Annotated in this window: 12 protein-coding genes; 7 read left to right on the top strand and 5 right to left on the bottom strand. The window is 65.8% G+C overall.

Going from position 1 to position 16,122, the window contains the following annotated elements; all coding sequences use genetic code 11:
- A complete protein-coding gene (locus AC07NT_RS08485) occupies nt 1-846 on the top strand; it encodes an ABC transporter permease (protein ID WP_498596892.1) in 846 nt (281 codons plus the stop codon).
- Nucleotides 847-852: 6 nt separating this feature from the next.
- Here the strand turns inward: AC07NT_RS08485 and AC07NT_RS08480 are convergent, their stop codons facing one another.
- Together AC07NT_RS08480 and gloB are read right to left on the bottom strand one after the other, a co-directional pair.
- On the bottom strand, nt 853-2,364 hold the full coding sequence (locus tag AC07NT_RS08480; protein ID WP_498596893.1) for a transglycosylase SLT domain-containing protein: 1,512 nt from the start codon (nt 2,362-2,364) through the stop codon (nt 853-855).
- A complete protein-coding gene (gene gloB, locus AC07NT_RS08475) occupies nt 2,361-3,128 on the bottom strand; it encodes a hydroxyacylglutathione hydrolase (RefSeq protein WP_498596894.1) in 768 nt (255 codons plus the stop codon). Before gloB ends, AC07NT_RS08480 begins: the two co-directional genes overlap by 4 nt.
- Here gloB and AC07NT_RS08470 point away from each other — a divergent pair.
- The 6 genes from AC07NT_RS08470 to AC07NT_RS08445 all read left to right on the top strand — a co-directional run bounded on the left by AC07NT_RS08470 (nt 3,127) and on the right by AC07NT_RS08445 (nt 12,914).
- Nucleotides 3,127-3,924, top strand: a complete 798-nt coding sequence (locus AC07NT_RS08470) for a class I SAM-dependent methyltransferase (protein WP_498596895.1) — start codon at nt 3,127-3,129, stop codon at nt 3,922-3,924. The two genes, gloB and AC07NT_RS08470, sit on opposite strands and share 2 nt — an antisense overlap.
- Complete coding sequence (rnhA, locus tag AC07NT_RS08465; protein WP_498596896.1) at nt 3,921-4,367, top strand: ribonuclease HI; 447 nt, start codon at nt 3,921-3,923, stop codon at nt 4,365-4,367. Before AC07NT_RS08470 ends, rnhA begins: the two co-directional genes overlap by 4 nt.
- Nucleotides 4,368-4,515: 148 nt before the next feature.
- Nucleotides 4,516-5,661 (top strand): efflux RND transporter periplasmic adaptor subunit, encoded by a 1,146-nt coding sequence (locus AC07NT_RS08460; RefSeq protein ID WP_498596897.1) that lies wholly within the window; start codon nt 4,516-4,518, stop codon nt 5,659-5,661.
- 18 nt (nt 5,662-5,679) lie between these two features.
- A complete protein-coding gene (locus AC07NT_RS08455; protein ID WP_498596898.1) occupies nt 5,680-8,769 on the top strand; it encodes an efflux RND transporter permease subunit in 3,090 nt (1,029 codons plus the stop codon).
- Nucleotides 8,770-8,808: 39 nt separating this feature from the next.
- Nucleotides 8,809-11,319: a cation-translocating P-type ATPase gene (locus AC07NT_RS08450; RefSeq protein WP_498596899.1), complete on the top strand. Its 2,511-nt coding sequence runs from the start codon at nt 8,809-8,811 to the stop codon at nt 11,317-11,319.
- Nucleotides 11,316-12,914, top strand: a complete 1,599-nt coding sequence (locus tag AC07NT_RS08445) for an EAL domain-containing protein (RefSeq protein ID WP_498596900.1) — start codon at nt 11,316-11,318, stop codon at nt 12,912-12,914. The genes AC07NT_RS08450 and AC07NT_RS08445 overlap by 4 nt, the downstream gene beginning before the upstream one ends.
- On the opposite strand, the gene moeA is transcribed toward AC07NT_RS08445, so the two are convergent.
- The 3 genes from moeA to moaA form a co-directional block, all read right to left on the bottom strand.
- Nucleotides 12,911-14,176 (bottom strand): molybdopterin molybdotransferase MoeA, encoded by a 1,266-nt coding sequence (gene moeA / locus AC07NT_RS08440; protein WP_498596901.1) that lies wholly within the window; start codon nt 14,174-14,176, stop codon nt 12,911-12,913. The two genes, AC07NT_RS08445 and moeA, sit on opposite strands and share 4 nt — an antisense overlap.
- A 4-nt stretch (nt 14,177-14,180) precedes the next feature.
- A complete protein-coding gene (gene mobA, locus AC07NT_RS08435; RefSeq protein ID WP_498596902.1) occupies nt 14,181-14,804 on the bottom strand; it encodes a molybdenum cofactor guanylyltransferase MobA in 624 nt (207 codons plus the stop codon).
- A 114-nt stretch (nt 14,805-14,918) separates the two neighbouring features.
- On the bottom strand, nt 14,919-16,070 hold the full coding sequence (gene moaA / locus AC07NT_RS08430; RefSeq protein WP_498596903.1) for a GTP 3',8-cyclase MoaA: 1,152 nt from the start codon (nt 16,068-16,070) through the stop codon (nt 14,919-14,921).
- Nucleotides 16,071-16,122: the final 52 nt, after the last annotated feature.

Raw genomic sequence — 16,122 nt, 5'->3', positions numbered from 1 at the left:
ATGGGACTCTGGCAGCGCTTCAAACCCCGTGCCGGCAACCTGCACCTGTGGCAGATCGGCGTGCTGCTGGTTTTCCTGGGCCTGTGGCAGTTGGCCTCGCGCGACGTACAGCTGGCCTTTTTCATCGGCGAGCCCATCAAGGTGGCCGGGCGCGTCTGGTCCTGGTTCCTGCCCTGGGCGGTGGCGCCCAATTTGCTCTTTCCCGAGGGCCTGAGTGGCAATGCCGACATCTACCGCCACCTGGGCACAACGCTGCTCGAGACCTTCCTGGCCTTCGGCATCGGCACGGTGCTGGGCCTGGTCTGCGGCCTGTGGCTGGCCCTCTCGCCCCTGGCCAGCGCCATTCTGGATCCCTACATCAAGGCAGCCAACGCCATGCCGCGCGTGATCCTGGCGCCCATCTTCGCCATGTGGTTCGGCCTGGGGATCTGGAGCAAGGTGGCGCTGGCTGTGACGCTGGTGTTCTTCATCGTGTTCTTCAACGTCTACCAGGGCGTGCGCGAGGTCAGCCCCGTGGTGCTGTCCAACGCCCGTATGCTGGGTGCGAACCAGCGCCAGCTGCTGCGCACGGTCTACCTGCCCAGCGCCACGGCCTGGGTATTCTCCAGCCTGCACACCTCGGTGGGCCTGGCTTTTGTGGGGGCGGTGGTGGGCGAGTACCTGGGCTCGGCGCGTGGCGTGGGCTACCTGATCCTGCAGGCCGAGGGGACGTTTGATGTCAACACCGTGTTCGCCGGCATCGTGGTGCTCACCACCTTCGCCCTGTTGCTCGACGGCCTGGTCGGGCGCATCGAGCGCCACCTCATGAAGTGGCAGCCGCGCCAGGGCGAGACCGAGAAGCTTTGAGGACTGTCAGCGCCTGACGGTCGTAGCCGGCTTGCTGCGCGCGGCGACCTTGACCGGGGCTTGCTGAGCCGGGCGCACCGGCACCCAGCGATGCACCACGATGTCCTGGCCGGGTTTGAAGCTGGCCGAGGTGCTGACATGGTTCCACTCCGCGACCTTGGCCGGCGGCAGCCCGTAACGACGCGCCACGGTGGACACGGAGTCTTTCTTGCCAGCCTTGAGCACGATGCGCTTGAGCACGGTCTCAGGCACCAGAGAGAGCTGGCCGTTGTCGGCGATGCGCACGGTCACGTCGCGTTCCTGGCTGGCCGGTCGCGGCACCAGCAGGGTGGACCCGGCGCGGATGATCATGTGCGTCGGGATGTTGTTGACGTAGCGCAGGTCGTTCTCGCTCATCTTCAGCCGCTTGGCGGCGTCAGCCGTTTTCATGGTGGATGGCGCGATCCACACCGTCCAGCTGGAGAGGCGGTCGCCGGCGTAGGCGTCGAGGTTGCGCTGGAAGATGGCGGCGTTGTCCCAGGGCAGCAGGATCTGCTGCGTGCCGCCGGCCAGGATGACTGGGCGATGCAGCGAGGGGTTGAGCGCCTTGAAGTCCTCCAGCGGGATCTCGGCCAGCTTGGCGGCCAGGGCCACATCGATGTCACGCGTGATCGTGACGCTTTCAAAATAGGGATGGTTGTCGATGACCGGCAGCTTGACCTTGAAGGCCTCGGGACGCGCCACGATGTTCTTCATGGCCTGCAGCTTGGGGATGTAGTAACGCGTCTCCATGGGCATGGTCAGGTCCAGGTAGCCCGTGCCCTTGCCCTGGCGTTTGTTCTTGGCGATGGCGCGGCCCACGCTGCCTTCGCCCCAGTTGTAGGACGCCAGGGCCAGGTGCCAGTCACCGAACATGCCGTGCAGACGCTCCAGGTAGTCCAGCGCGGCGCGGGTGGAGGCCAGCACGTCGCGGCGATCGTCGCGAAAGGCGTTCTGCTTGAGCTGGTAGAGCTTGCCGGTGCTGGGGATGAATTGCCACATGCCGGCGGCGCGCGCGCGCGAGTAGGCCTGGGGATTGAAGGCGCTTTCGATGAAGGGCAGCAAAGCCAGCTCGGTGGGCATGTTGCGTCGCTCCAGTTCCTCGACGATGTGGAACAGGTACTTGCGCGAACGCTCGGCCATGTTCTCCAGTTCCTCGGGGCGTGCGGCGTACCACTGCTCGCGGCCGGGTACCAGGCTGCTCTCCAGGTCGGGCATGGCAAAACCGCGCCGGATACGTTCCCACAGGTCGGTGGGGGCCGTGGTGGCCGCCACGGTGCGCGATGCGGATTCGTGCGGGGTGATGGGGGTCAGATCGCCGGCCGGGTACTCGGGCTTGTGGCTGGGCGGCGCGGCGGGCGGGCTGTAAGGCCGGGTGCTGGCGACAGCGGGGGCTGTCGGCTGGGACGGGCTGGCGATGCTGTCGCCGGGGCCGACGCTGGCGCAGCCGCTCACGACGAGGAAGAGGCCGGCGAGGCAGGCGTAGCTGAAAAATTTCATTTGAACTGGTTCTTCCACTCGCGCAGGGCGGCAAAGTAGCCGACCTCGTCATGGGCAGCGGTACGGGCCTGCACGGAACGGCGCACGGCCGGCTCACGCGAGCGCAGGAAGGGGTTGATGTTGCGCTCGACGGCGATGGTCGAGGGCAGGGTGGGCAAGTGGCGCGCCCGCAGTGCTTCGCACTGCCTGCTGTAGTCGAGCAGGGCCGCGTTGTCGGGATCCACCGCGCGCGCAAAGCGCAGATTGCTCAGGGTGTATTCGTGCGCACAGCACACCCGCGTGTTGCCGGGCAGGGCAGCCAGACGGTCCAGCGAGGCCAGCATCTGCGCCGGAGTGCCCTCGAAGAGCCGGCCGCAGCCACCGGAGAACAGGGTATCGCCGCAGAACAGCAGGGGCTGGCCTGCGCAATCCGGGGTGTACCAGGCGATGTGGCCGGCGGTGTGGCCAGGGACGTCGAGCACGGTGAAGTGCAGGCCCAGCAGGTCCAGCGTGTCGCCTTCGGCGAAGCGCTGCAGCGGCTCAGGCATCTCTTCGCCCGCGGGTCCGTAGACGGCGGCGCCCGTGGCCTGGCGCAACTCGGCCACACCACCGATGTGGTCGGCATGGTGGTGGGTGACTAGAATGGCCTGGAGCTGCAGGTGTTGGGCCTGCAGTGCCTGCAGCACCGGTTGCGCATCACCGGGGTCGACGACGAGTGCCTGGTGGCCGTCATGCAGCATCCAGAGGTAGTTGTCGTCGAAGGCGGGCAATGGAAGCAGGGTCATGAATGACGGAATTATAGGTTTGCAGGACTGGTTTGAGACCCCGCCAGGTCGTTATCTATTGGCGTGGGAACAACAGCAGTTTGATCTGCGGGTCGCCGACATCTTCGGCTACCACGCCTTGCAACTGGGTTTGCCCGCGCTCGACGCCCTGGCCGCCAACCGCATGTCGCATCGCTGGCTGGCCACCAGCCAACCCGTTGCCCCCGGCGCTGCGAACACGCATACCGCCCTGCTGAGTGACTATGCGGCGCTGCCCTTTCCCGAGGCCAGTCTGGACATGGTGGCCCTGCCGCACGCGCTGGACAGCCACCCTGACCCGCACGCTACCCTGCGTGAAGTGGCGCGCGTGCTGGTGCCGGGCGGTCGTGTGGTGCTCAGCGGTTTCAACCCTGCCAGTCTATGGGGCCTGCGCCAGCGGCGCGAGCAGTTGTGCCGGCGCGTCGGTCTGGGGACGCCTTTGCTGCCACAGCCCCTGGAATTCATCGGCAACTGGCGCCTGCGCGACTGGTTGCGCCTGCTCGACTTCGAGGTCGAGGTCGGGCAGCACGGCTGCTACCGGCCGCTGGTGCGCAGCGAGAAATGGCTCAAGCGTTATGGCTGGATGGACCGCGCCGGTGAACGCTGGTGGCCCTTCTTCGGCGCGGCCTATTTTCTGGTGGCCGTCAAGCGCGTGTATGGCGTTCGGCTACTGGAGCCCGCCTGGAAAAAAACGACCAGCAAGGCCACGGCGACCGCGCCGCTGGTACGCCGCAACAGCGACAATCAAGCCCACAGGAACGAGGGACAAGAAGTTTGAACACAGTCGAGATCTACACCGATGGTGCCTGCAAGGGCAATCCCGGCCCGGGTGGCTGGGGCGTGCTGCTGAAATCCGGCGGCGTCGAGAAAGAACTGTTTGGCGGTGAGCGCGAGACCACCAACAACCGCATGGAGATGCTGGCGGTGATCATGGCGCTGGAGTCGCTCAAGCGGCCCTGCCATGTGGTCCTGCATGCTGACAGCCAGTACGTGCTCAAGGGCATCAACGAGTGGCTGGCCGGCTGGAAGGCCAAGGGCTGGAAGACAGCGGCCAAGCAGCCGGTCAAGAACGTGGACCTGTGGCAGCGCCTGGATGCGCTGGTGGCCGGGGGCGGGCACCGCATCGATTGGCGCTGGGTCAAGGGCCATGACGGCGATCCGGGCAATGAGCGGGCCGACGCCCTGGCCAATCGGGGCGTGGAGCAGGTGTTGGGCCGCTGAGGTGGCTTTGTAAAGCTGTTGCAAAGCTGCTCGGGAGCGGCCCGTCCTAAGGACTATTGCGCATGCAGAACTTGTCAGGGACTGTTACATTCTTTGATTGTCCCGTTCCATCCCGGACGGGGAAACCGCCCGAGCTCCCGATTCATCCATGGCCTCCAAATTTCTTTACCCGGTGATCGCCGTTGTCGGCATCGCGACCGCGTCCGCTGCCGCATGGTGGTTCCAGAACAGGACAGACAAGAGCGCCACCGCTCCGGCTGTCACCAGCCAGGCGAACGCCGGCGCAGCGGGGTCCGCTAATGCCGGCGGCCCGGCCCGTCCGGTGACGGTGGAGGTGGCCAAGGTTCTGGTCATGCGACTGAGCGACGACACACAGGCCGTGGGCAGCCTGCGCTCGCGCCAGGGTGTCATGCTGCGCCCCGAGGTCAGCGGGCGTATCACCCAGCTCAATTTCCGTGACGGCGAACGCGTGCGCAAGGGGCGTCTGCTGGTGCAGTTTGATGACCAGTTGCAACTCGCGCAGGTCAAGCAGAGCCAGGCCGAGCTTTCCATTGCGCGGGCCAACCACAAGCGCAACCAGGAGCTGCTGGCGCAGAACTTCATCAGCCAGCGCTCGCTGGACGAGAGCGCGGCCAACCTCGAGGTGGCGCAGGCCAAGTTGGCCCTCGCACAGGCCACGGCGGAGCGTCTGAAGATCCTGGCGCCATTTGACGGCATCGCCGGTATCCGCAACGTCAACGTCGGTGACTACCTCAAGGATGGCACCGATATCGTCAACCTGGAGGACATCGACACCGTCTATGTCGACTACCGCCTGCCCGAGCGTTTCCAGACCCGGCTGCGGATGGGGCAGCGGGCGACGGTGGAGCTCGACGCCTTGCCGGGTCGCAAATTCGAGGCCAAGGTACAGGCCGTGGACCCGCTGATCGACGCCAACGGGCGCTCCATCGGCGTGCGCGCCAGCATCGACAACAAGCAGCTGCTGCTGCGTCCCGGCATGTTCGCGCGCGTGAGCACCGTGTTCGGTGTCCGCGAAAAGGCCCGTGTGATTCCCGAAGAAGCCATCGTGCCCCAGGGCGGCAAGGCCTTTGTCATCAAGCTGGTGCCGGGGCCCGACAACGACACCCTGGTCTCCAAGCGCGTCGAGGTCAAGATAGGCATCCGCAGCCCGGGCCAGGTCGAGATCCTTGAAGGTCTGAAGGAGGGCGACACCGTGGTGGCGGCAGGGCAGCAGCGCCTGCAGCGCGACGGCAGCCCCGTCAAGGTGTTGGAAGTGAACCGTCCCGCCAATTGAGCGCGGCGAGGAGCCATCATGCAACTGCCTGAAGTATCGATCCGCCGGCCGGTGTTCGCCACCGTGCTGTCCCTGCTGGTGCTGCTGATCGGCGCGGTCAGCTTCACCAAGATCCCGGTGCGCGAGTACCCCAAGATCGACGAGCCCGTGGTCACCGTGACCGTCAAGTACGCCGGCGCCTCGGCCGAGGTGGTCGAGTCGCAGGTAGCCAAGCCGCTGGAAGACTCGATCGCGGGCATCGATGCGGTGGACGTGATCACCTCGATCTCGCGTGCCGAGCAGGCCCAGATCACCGTGCGCTTCCGTCTGGAGAAGGACGCTGACGCCGCCGCCGCCGAGGTGCGCGACCGCACCGCCCGTGTGCGCAACAAGCTGCCGCAGGCCATCGAGGAGCCGGTCATCGCCAAGGTCGAGGCCGATGCCTTCCCCGTGATCTGGCTGGCCTTCTCCAGCGACACCCACAGCACACTGCAACTCAACGAGCTGATCAACCGCATCGTCAAGCCACGCCTGCAGACCGTCACCGGTGCGGCCGATGTGCGCATCTACGGTGAACGCAAATACGCCATGCGCGTCTGGCTCGATCCGGACCGCCTGGCCGCCTACAAGCTGACCACGCAGGATGCCGAGGACGCTATCCGACGCAGCAACCTGGAAGTGCCAGCCGGGCGTATCGAGAGCCGGCAGCGCGAGTTCTCCGTCACGTCCAACACCGACCTGATCAAGCCGGCCCAGTTCGGCGAGATCGTCATCAAGACCGTCAATGGCTTCCCCGTCAAGCTGCGCGACGTCGCACGCATCGAAGAGGGGCCCGCCGAGGAGCGGACCTCGGTGCGGCTGAACGGCCGCGAGGCCATCTCGGCTGGCGTGATCCGCCAGGCCACGGCCAACCCGCTGGAACTCAGCCGTGGCGTGCGCGAGATGTTGCCCAGGCTGGAGGCCGACCTGCCGCCAGGCATCACCATCATGATCGCGAACGACAACTCGGTCTTCATTGACCGCTCGATCAAGAACGTCTTCCAGACCATCCTGGAGGCCGTGGTGCTGGTGGCGCTGGTGATCTTCCTCTTCCTGCGCACCTTCCGGGCTTCCATCATTCCGATCATCACCATCCCTGTCAGCTTGATCGGTACTTTTGCGCTGATGGCGCTGGCCGGTTTCACCGTCAACACGCTGACCCTGCTGGCCCTGGTGCTGGCCATTGGCCTGGTGGTGGACGACGCCATCGTTGTGCTGGAGAACATCTATCGCCACATCGAGGAAGGGCTGGACCCTTTCAGTGCCGCCATCAAGGGAGCCAAGGAGGTGGGCTTTGCGGTGGTGGCGATGACACTGACCCTGGCCGCGGTCTACGCGCCTCTGGCCTTCACGCCGGGGCGTACCGGGCGCCTGTTCGTCGAGTTTGCGCTGGCGCTCGCCGGGGCGGTGGTCGTCTCGGGCTTCATTGCGCTGACGCTCTCGCCCATGATGTGCTCGCTGTTGCTGCGCCACAACCCCAAACCTGGCAGATTTGACCGCGGCATGGAGCAGGCGCTGACCAGCCTCACCAATGGTTATGAGCGCCTGCTGCGGCAGGTGTTGGGCATGCGCTGGCTGGTGCTGCTGGTCATGGGCGGTGTTGTGCTGGCCATCGTGGCCGTGCTGCCCGGCATGAAGCGTGAGCTGGCGCCGCTGGAGGACCGCGGTGTCATCCTGAATGTGGTCAATGCGCCCGATGGCGCCACCATGGCTTACACCGACAAGTACGCGAGCGTCATCGAGAAGATCGGCAGCGAATACAAGGAGTTCGACCGTGTCTTCGTGGTGACGGGCAACCCGACGGTCAGCCAGGCCAACGTCACCCTGCGCGCCGTTGACTGGGAAGATCGCAAACGCACCACGCTGGAGATGGCGCGCGAGATGCAGCCCAGGATCAATGCCTTGCCCGGCGTGGCCGCCTTTCCCATCACCCCGCCTTCACTGGGCCAGGGTTTCCGTGAGCGCCCGGTCAACTTCGTCATCCTGACCTCGGAAAGCTACGAAAACCTGAACCAGGTGGTGCGCCAGTTCCAGGAGGAGATGGGCAAGAACCCGGGCTTCCAGGGGACCGACGTCGACCTGCGCCTGAACAAGCCCGAGCTCAAGATCGACGTGAACCGCGAGAAGGCGTCGGATCTGGGCGTCAGCGTCGATGCCGTGGCGCGCGCCATCGAAACCATGCTGGGCGGCCGGTTGGTCACGCGCTACAAGAAGGGCGGCGACCAGTACGACGTGATCGTCCAGACCCAGTCCGTGGGCCGCGACACGCCTGATGACATCGAACGTATCTTCGTGCGCGGTCGCAACGACACCATGATCCCGCTGTCTGCGCTGGTGGCTGTGCGCGAGGCGGTCTCGCCGCGCGAGCTCAACCACTTCAGTCAGCGACGCGCGGTCACCATCACCGCCAATCTGGCGCCCGACTACTCCCTGGGACAGGCGCTCGATTTCCTCGATGCGACCAGTGCCAAGGTGCTCAAGCCAGGCTACACCACCGACCTGAACGGCACATCACGCGAGTTCAAGAATTCGCAGGGCTCTCTGACCATCGTCTTTGTGCTCGCGTTGCTGTTCATCTTCCTGGTGCTGGCTGCGCAGTTCGAGAGCTTTGTCGATCCCTTCGTGATCATGCTGTCGGTGCCGCTGTCCATGATCGGTGCGCTGCTGGCGCTGAAGTTCACCAACGGCTCGCTCAACGTCTACTCACAGATCGGCCTGATCACTCTGGTGGGCCTGATCACCAAGCACGGCATCCTGATCGTCGAGTTCGCCAACCAGATGCGTGAGCAGGGCATGGACATGTTCGAGGCGGTGGTCAAGGCCGCCAGCCAGCGCCTGCGCCCCATCCTGATGACCACCGGCGCCATGGTGCTGGGGGCCGTGCCTCTGGCCCTGTCCAAGGGCGCGGGTGCCGAGAGCCGTGTGCAGATCGGTTGGGTCATCGTCGGCGGCATGACGCTGGGCACGCTGCTGACCATCTTCGTCGTGCCCACCATGTACACCCTGCTGGCACGCAAGCACGCCCCCGGTGCCGACAAGCGTGCCGTGAGCGAGGCGGCTGTGCACGAGGCCGACCTGCTGGCCAAGTAGCCAGGTGCGGCGGCTGACTCATGTCGCACAATCTGCGGCATGAGTCTTCCTCTCTCCCATGAGCCGGGCCTGAGCACGGCGCAGGTCTCGCTGCTGCTGGCGGCGGACGGTCCCAATGCCCTGCCGGGCGAAGGTGCTCGCCGCTGGCGCCTTATCGTGCGTGACACCGTGCGCGACCCCATGTTCTCCCTGTTGCTGGCGGCCGCCGGCCTGTACCTGCTGCTGGGAGAGTTGCGGGAAAGTCTGAGCCTGGCCCTGATGGTGTTTGTGGTGATTGGCCTCACCCTGTACCAGGAGGGCAAGACCGAACGGGCTATCCAGGCGTTGCGTGACCTCTCCAGTCCACGTGCACGGGTGATCCGTGACGGGCGGGCGCAGACCGTTGCTGGCCAGGAGTTGGTGCGCGGGGATCTCATGCTGCTGGCCGAGGGCGATCGTGTCGCGGCCGATGCCGAACTGCTCTCTGCCGGGGAGTTGCAGGTGGACGAATCCCTGCTCACGGGCGAGTCGGTGCCGGTTGGCAAGCGAGTCGGCGCGGTGACGGCGCTGCATGCCGGCACGCTGGTGGTCCAGGGGCAGGGGCTGGCGCGTGTGACTGCCACCGGGCCGCGCAGCCAGATGGGCCAGATCGGTCGGGCCCTGCAGACCGTGCAGGCCGAGGAGTCGCCGTTGCGGCGCCAGATCCGTGTCCTGGTGAGGCGCCTGGCCTGGCTGGGGCTGGGTCTGAGCGTGCTGCTGGTCGGGGCGCAGGGGCTGCTGCGGGGGGATTGGTTGCAGGCTCTGCTGGCCGGGATCGCCCTGGCCATTTCCATGCTGCCCGAGGAGTTCACGGTGGTGCTGACCGTGCTGCCCGCGCTGGGCGCGTGGCGTCTCTCGCACCAACGGGTATTAACGCGCCGTATCGCGGCGATAGAGACGCTGGGCGCCACCTCGGTGTTGTGCGTGGACAAGACCGGCACGCTGACGCAGAACCGCATGCAGGTCGCCCGGCTTCAGGTGGACGGGGTCGAACTGGCGCTCGACGAGGTTCTTGCTGCAGAGTTGCCAGAGGCTTTCCATGCCATCGTGGAGTACGCCATCCTGGCCAGCCGCATCGATCCCTACGACCCGATGGAACAGGCCTTTCATGCGTTGGGCCAGCGCTTTCTGGCGCAGACCGAACATCTGCATCAGGACTGGGCGCTGGTTCAGGAATACGCCCTCACGCCCGAGCTGCGTGCCATGGCCCATGTCTGGAAGGGGCGAGAAGAGGTCGACCATGCGGTGGCCGCCAAGGGTTCCCCGGAGGCTATCGTCGACCTCTGCCATCTGGATGCGCAGCGCCGGCTGGCCGTGGCCGCTGCGGCCGATGCCATGGCCGCGCGCGGGCTGCGCGTGCTGGGCGTGGCGCGGGCGACGCACGACGGCCCGCCCTGGCCCGCTGGCGAACATGATTTCGATTTCGAGTTCGTCGGTCTGCTCGGCCTGGCCGACCCGTTGCGCGAGGAGATCCCGCAGGCCGTACGCGAGTGCCGGGAGGCCGGTATCCGTGTGGTGATGATCACGGGCGACTACCCGGTCACCGCGCGTGCCATCGCGCGACAGGCTGGACTCGATGCCGAGAACGTGCTTACCGGGGACGAACTCGACCGCCTGGCAGACGCCGAGCTGCAGCAGCGCCTGCGCACGAGCAGTATCTGCGCGCGTATCGCACCCACCCAGAAGTTGCGCATCGTGCAGGCCTTGCAGGCCACCGGTGCGGTGGTGGCCATGACGGGCGACGGCGTCAACGATGCGCCGGCGCTGAAGGCCGCACACGTGGGCGTGGCCATGGGCGGGCGGGGCACCGACGTGGCGCGCGAGGCGGCCGCTATCGTGCTGGTGGATGACAACTTCGCGTCCATCGTGCGCGCCGTGCGGCAGGGGCGCCGTATCTTTGACAACCTGCGCAAGTCCATGAGCTACATCATGGCGGTGCACGTGCCGATTGCCGGCCTGGCCCTGCTGCCCTTGCTTCTGGGCTGGCCCATCGTGTTGTTCCCCATGCACATCGCGCTGCTGGAGCTGGCCATCGACCCGGCCTGCGGCATGGTGTTCGAGAACGAGCCGGCCGAAGAGGGTGTGATGCGGCAACCGCCACGCGACCCGGCCGCGCCACTGTTCGCGGGCAGCACCCTGGTGCAGGCGGTGATGCAAGGCCTGGGGGTGCTGGCGGCGGTACTGGGGGTCTATCTCTGGGGTACGCAGCAGCTGGACGAAGCGCAGGCGCGCGCGCTGGCTTTCTGCACTCTGGTGCTGGGCAATTTGTTACTGATTATTTTCAACCGCGCGGGCCCGCGCGGCCTGTTGGCCTCGCTGTGTGTGCCCAACCGCATGCTGTGGGGGGTGATGGCCTTCACTCTGGTCTTGCTGGCGCTGTCCCTCTACCTGCCGCCATTGGCGGCCGTGCTGCACATGGCGCCGCTGGGGCCGGGTTTGTTGGGGTTAGCCCTCGTGGCTGCGCTGGCCTGTGTGGTATGGTTTCAAGGCCTCAAATACACCATGAAAGTTGCCGGCCTGCAAAGCGTATGAACATCCCCAAGCACAGGCTGGCACAGCGTCCCCGGCTTTATGCCACCGTTGCTGGTTTGCTCGCGATAGGGCTGTTCATGATGGTCTTTGTGGCACTGACGGCTGCCGATCAGCTGAGCAAGCTTGACGACATCCAGAGCGGCCTGACCCTCAAGCTGCAGGGCATGTCGCTCGATACGCGCAATACGCTGCGCCGGCTCGGCCACGATTACACGCCGGATTGCAGTCAGGCTAACCTGCTGCGCCTGCGGCAGGAGGTTTTTGCCTCGACCTACCAGGCCGATATCGGCGTACACGACGAACAGGAACGCCTGCGCTGCACGGCGGTGATGGGCGTGCTGCCGCAGGCCGTCAGGTTTCCGCCGCCCGATGCCATCGTCAAGACCACGCAGGGCGATGTGCACCACATCAACTTCCGCCTGCCACTGCTGGTCGGGGATGGGCGCTACACCGCCACGGTGGTACGTATGGGCCGGTTCAGCACGGTGGTCAGCCCGCATGCCCTGGACGATCTTTTTGCCATCGACGAAGGCGTCCTGCGGCTGCGGCTGGCAGACGGAACGTTCAAGGTGGCGCACGAGGATCCGACCCTGCCAGCCGGCCTGACACAGCGACTGGGCGAGGCCGATCTGCTGGCTTCGGCGGTGCACCATTACAGCTGGCAGGAGCAGGCTTTTGTCTCGTCACGACAGATCGCGGGCACCCAGTATTTCAGCCAGTTTGCCATCCCTTTGCCGCGCTTCTGGGCTGCCTACGCGCCGCGCTTTGGCCTGGTCTTGTTGCTGGCCCTGAGCGCCGGGCTGCTGGTCTACTGGGCGCTGGTGCCGCTGCTGCAGCGCTGGGAGCGACTCGACCACCGCATTGCGCGGCTGATTCGCGACGAGAACGTGTTGTGTACCTACCAGCCTATCGTCGACATGCAGACCGGCCTGCCGGTCGGTTGCGAAGTGCTCATGCGTCTGCGCGATGGCGCCGAGGTGCTGTACCCGGACAGTGTATTGCCGGCCGTGGAACGGGGAGGGCTGTGCTGGGAGCTGGACCAGGCGGTGGTGCGCCGCGCCATCCGTGAGCTGTGCACCCATCTGCCCGTTTCCTGCGACCTGAAGGTGTCCTTCAATTTCTTTCCAAAGAACATCGATTGCGACCGCTTGCGTGCGCTGATCGAGGGTGAACTGGCAAGGCAGCCGGCGTGTGCCCTGCGTTTCGATCTGGAGGTGATCGAGCAGGCCGAGCAGAGTTGCCTGTTGACGGAGATTGCCAAGCTCAAGCAGGCGGGTTATCTGGTGTCCATCGACGATTTCGGCACCGGGTATTCCAACCTGTCCAGCGTCAAGGCGCTGGCGCCCGACTACCTGAAGATCGACAAGTCCTTTGTCTTCGAAATGGAAGACGCCAGCGTGCGTTCCTCGCTGATCCCCGAGATTGTCGGCATTGCGCGGGCCGTGGGCGCCAGGGTGGTGGCGGAGGGCATCGAAAACGAGGCGCAGCGTGCCCGCCTGATGACGTTTGGCGTCGACTACGGACAGGGTTATCTTTTTGCCCGGCCGATGGAGATCGAGGCCTTCCTGCGTTATCTGCAGGAACGTACTGGCTAGATCACGCCCTCGAACATCATCACGTCGACTTCGTCACCCACCGCGACATTGCCCTGGCCGTGGTGAAGAACGATCAGGCCGTTGCCCTGCACCATGGAACTGAGCACCCCCGAGCCCTGGTTGCCGGTGGTGCGCACCTGCAGGCTACCGTCGGGGGCCGTGCTCACGATGCCGCGCTGGTACTCGGTGCGGCCAGGTTTCTTGCGCATGGGCTCCAGGCAGCGTGCGCGCAGCAGCGGGACCGGGGCGGTGGTGCACCCCATCATTCTGAGCAGGGTGGGGCGCACGAAAGCCAGGAAGGTCACCATCACTGCCACCGGATTGCCGGGCAGGCCGAACAGGATGGAGTGATCGATGCGTCCCACAGCCATGGGACGCCCCGGGCGCATGGCAATGCGCCAGAAAGCCACGTCACCCAGCTTCTTCATCATGGCCTTGGTGTAGTCGGCTTCGCCCACGCTGACGCCACCGCTGGTGATGATGGCGTCCGCTTCGGCTGCCGCGCGACGGAAGGTGGCTTCCAGTTCTTCGGGGCTGTCACCCACGACGCCGTAGTCCAGAACCTCCAGCCCCAGGCGCTTGAGCAGGCCGAAGACGGTGTAGCGGTTGCTGTCATAGACCGCGCCTTCGCGTGGTGCTTCACCCAGGCTCAGGATTTCGTCGCCCGTGGAGAAGTAGGCCACCTTGAGGCGACGCCAGACCCGAACCGTAGGGATGCCCAGGCTGGCCGCCAGGCCCAACGCGGCGGGACTGAGGCGTGTGCCTCGGTGCAGGGCTGGCTGGCCCTGCTTGACGTCCTCGCCCAGCAGGCGGCGGTTGTCGCCGGCCTGCAGGAGGCCTGGAGGAATGACGATGGCTTCACCCTTGGTCTTGACAAACTCCTGGGGGACCACGGTGTCCAGGCCTGCAGGCAGGATGGCGCCGGTCATGATGCGCAGGCACTGCCCGGGTCCGACGGTGCCCGTCCAGGCCTTGCCAGCGAGCGCGGTGCCGACCGGGGTCAAGGCAAGCGGGACGCCGCTGCGCAGCTGGGCGCCGTCGAAGGCGTAGCCGTCCATGGCCGAGTTGTCGTGTGGTGGCACGTTGATCGGGGAAACCACCTCCTGCGCGAGCACGCGGTCGAGCGCGTCGAAGAGAGGAAGTTCTTCCGCTTGGCTCACCGGTTCGGCCAGACGGGCCAGGAAGTCGTTGACGGCGGTGGCGCTCAGGGCTTGCGGGTCGTAGCCCTGCAGCTCGGCGGCGATCTGCGCGATCGATTTCATGCGTTCAGGAATTTTCGAGTTGTTTCAACTCAGCCAGCGTATTGGCGTTGGCGAAACCCAACGGGTCGTCGCCGGGCTGGTCGAAGGGCACTATCACGGTCTTGTGCTGAGCTGTCCAGGCGTCGATCTTGCGGCCGCCGCCCTGGGTGAACTGGACCAGACTTTCCAGCAGTTCGATGCGCAGCAGGCAGAACACAGGCTGGGGCCGTACCCTCACCTGGCCGCTGTCGTCTTTTTCGGGGGCGGCCGCCATGGCGATCTCGGCCTGCTCGCGGTCCATGGCCGCGGCCAGGCGTGCCACCAGATCCAGTGGGAAACGCGGCGAGTCGCAAGGTACGGAGACCAGGTAGGGCGTTTCGCAGCGTTCCAGGCCTGTCAGAAAACCGGCAAGCGGACCAGCGTAGTCGGCCAGCACGTCGGGCCAGACCTCGGCGCCAAAGGACTCGTAGGCTGACAGGTTGCGATTGGCGTTGATCATGACCCTGCCGACCTGCATCTGCAGGCGCATCAGCGTGTGCAGGGCCAGGGGCATGCCGTTGAAGTTCTGCAGGCCCTTGTCCACCCCGCCCATGCGGCTGCCGCGGCCGCCGGCGAGAACGAGGCCGGTGATTTCAGAAGAGTCGATCATTCAAGAATCTCTTTAGCGAGAGGAAAGTTTTGCCGCCCGGCCGCACCAAGGCAAAACGCGGCCCCCTCGGGGGGCAGGGAGCCACGCGCAGTGGGCGACCGTGGGGGCCATATCCTAGCCTCCGATATAGCTCATCTCGACGCGACGCTGGCCACCGAGTCCGCTGTCGGGCGGCTGGGCCGCACGCAGCTCGGAGTAGCGGTCGTCGCGCCCGCCCCAGATGTGGGCTATGGCCGACTCGATGTCGGCGTCGCTGGCACCGTCGCGGATCAGGCTGCGAAGGTCGTGGCCCTGGGTGGCGAACAGGCAGAGGTAGAGTCGGCCCTCGGTGGACAGGCGGGCACGGTTGCAATCGCCGCAGAAGGCGTGGGTCACGCTGCTGATGACACCGATCTCGCCTGCGGTTCTGTCATGCTGGCCGTTGGCATCGGCATAACCCCAGCGCTCGGCGGTCTCGCCTGGGGCGCTGTGCCCGAGCTGCACCAACGGCATTTCGGCGTGGATGAGCTTGACCACCTCGGCCGATGGCAGCACCTCGTCCATGCGCCAACCGTTGGTGGCGCCCACGTCCATGTACTCTATGAAGCGCAGCACCATGCCCGAGCCACGGAAATGCCGCGCCATGCGCAGGATTTCATGTTCGTTGGTGCCGCGTTTGACCACCATATTGATCTTGATGGGCCCCAGGCCTGCCTCCCGGGCTGCCGCGATGCCTTCGAGCACATCGGCCACCGGGAAGTCGACATCGTTCATGCGGCGGAATACCGTATCGTCGAGTCCGTCCAGGCTGACGGTCACGCGCTGCAGGCCGGCGTCCTTCAGTGCGCGGGCCTTGCGCGCCAGCAGGGAGCCATTGGTGGTCAGGGTCAGGTCCAAAGGCTCGCCATCGGGGGTGCGCAGGGCGGCCAGTTGCTCGATCAGGATCTCGATGTTCTTGCGCAGCAGGGGCTCGCCGCCGGTCAGGCGGATCTTGCGCACGCCGTGGGCGGCAAAGAGGCGCGCCACGCGCGTGATCTCCTCGAAGCTTAGCAGGGCGCTGTGCGGCAGGTAGGCGTAATCCTTGTCGAAGACTTCCTTGGGCATGCAGTAGCTGCAGCGGAAATTGCAGCGGTCGGTCACGCTGATGCGCAGGTCACGCAGCGGGCGACCCAGCCGGTCGGACAGCAGACCGCTGGCCGTGATGCGGGTGGCTGGGTCGAACGCGGCTGCCGGCGCGCTGAGGGTCGGTATGCGCTGGTCGACCAGGGGAATGACACGTTCGGACATACCCTTATTGTGACCCAGCCGGCATACCCCTTTTGGCAGGGCAGAATCAGGG

The organism is Hylemonella sp. GW821-FHT10B10 (assembly GCF_059415585.1).
Note: the sequence above shows the minus strand (reverse complement) of the source record. Positions and strands in the feature narration are given on the sequence as shown.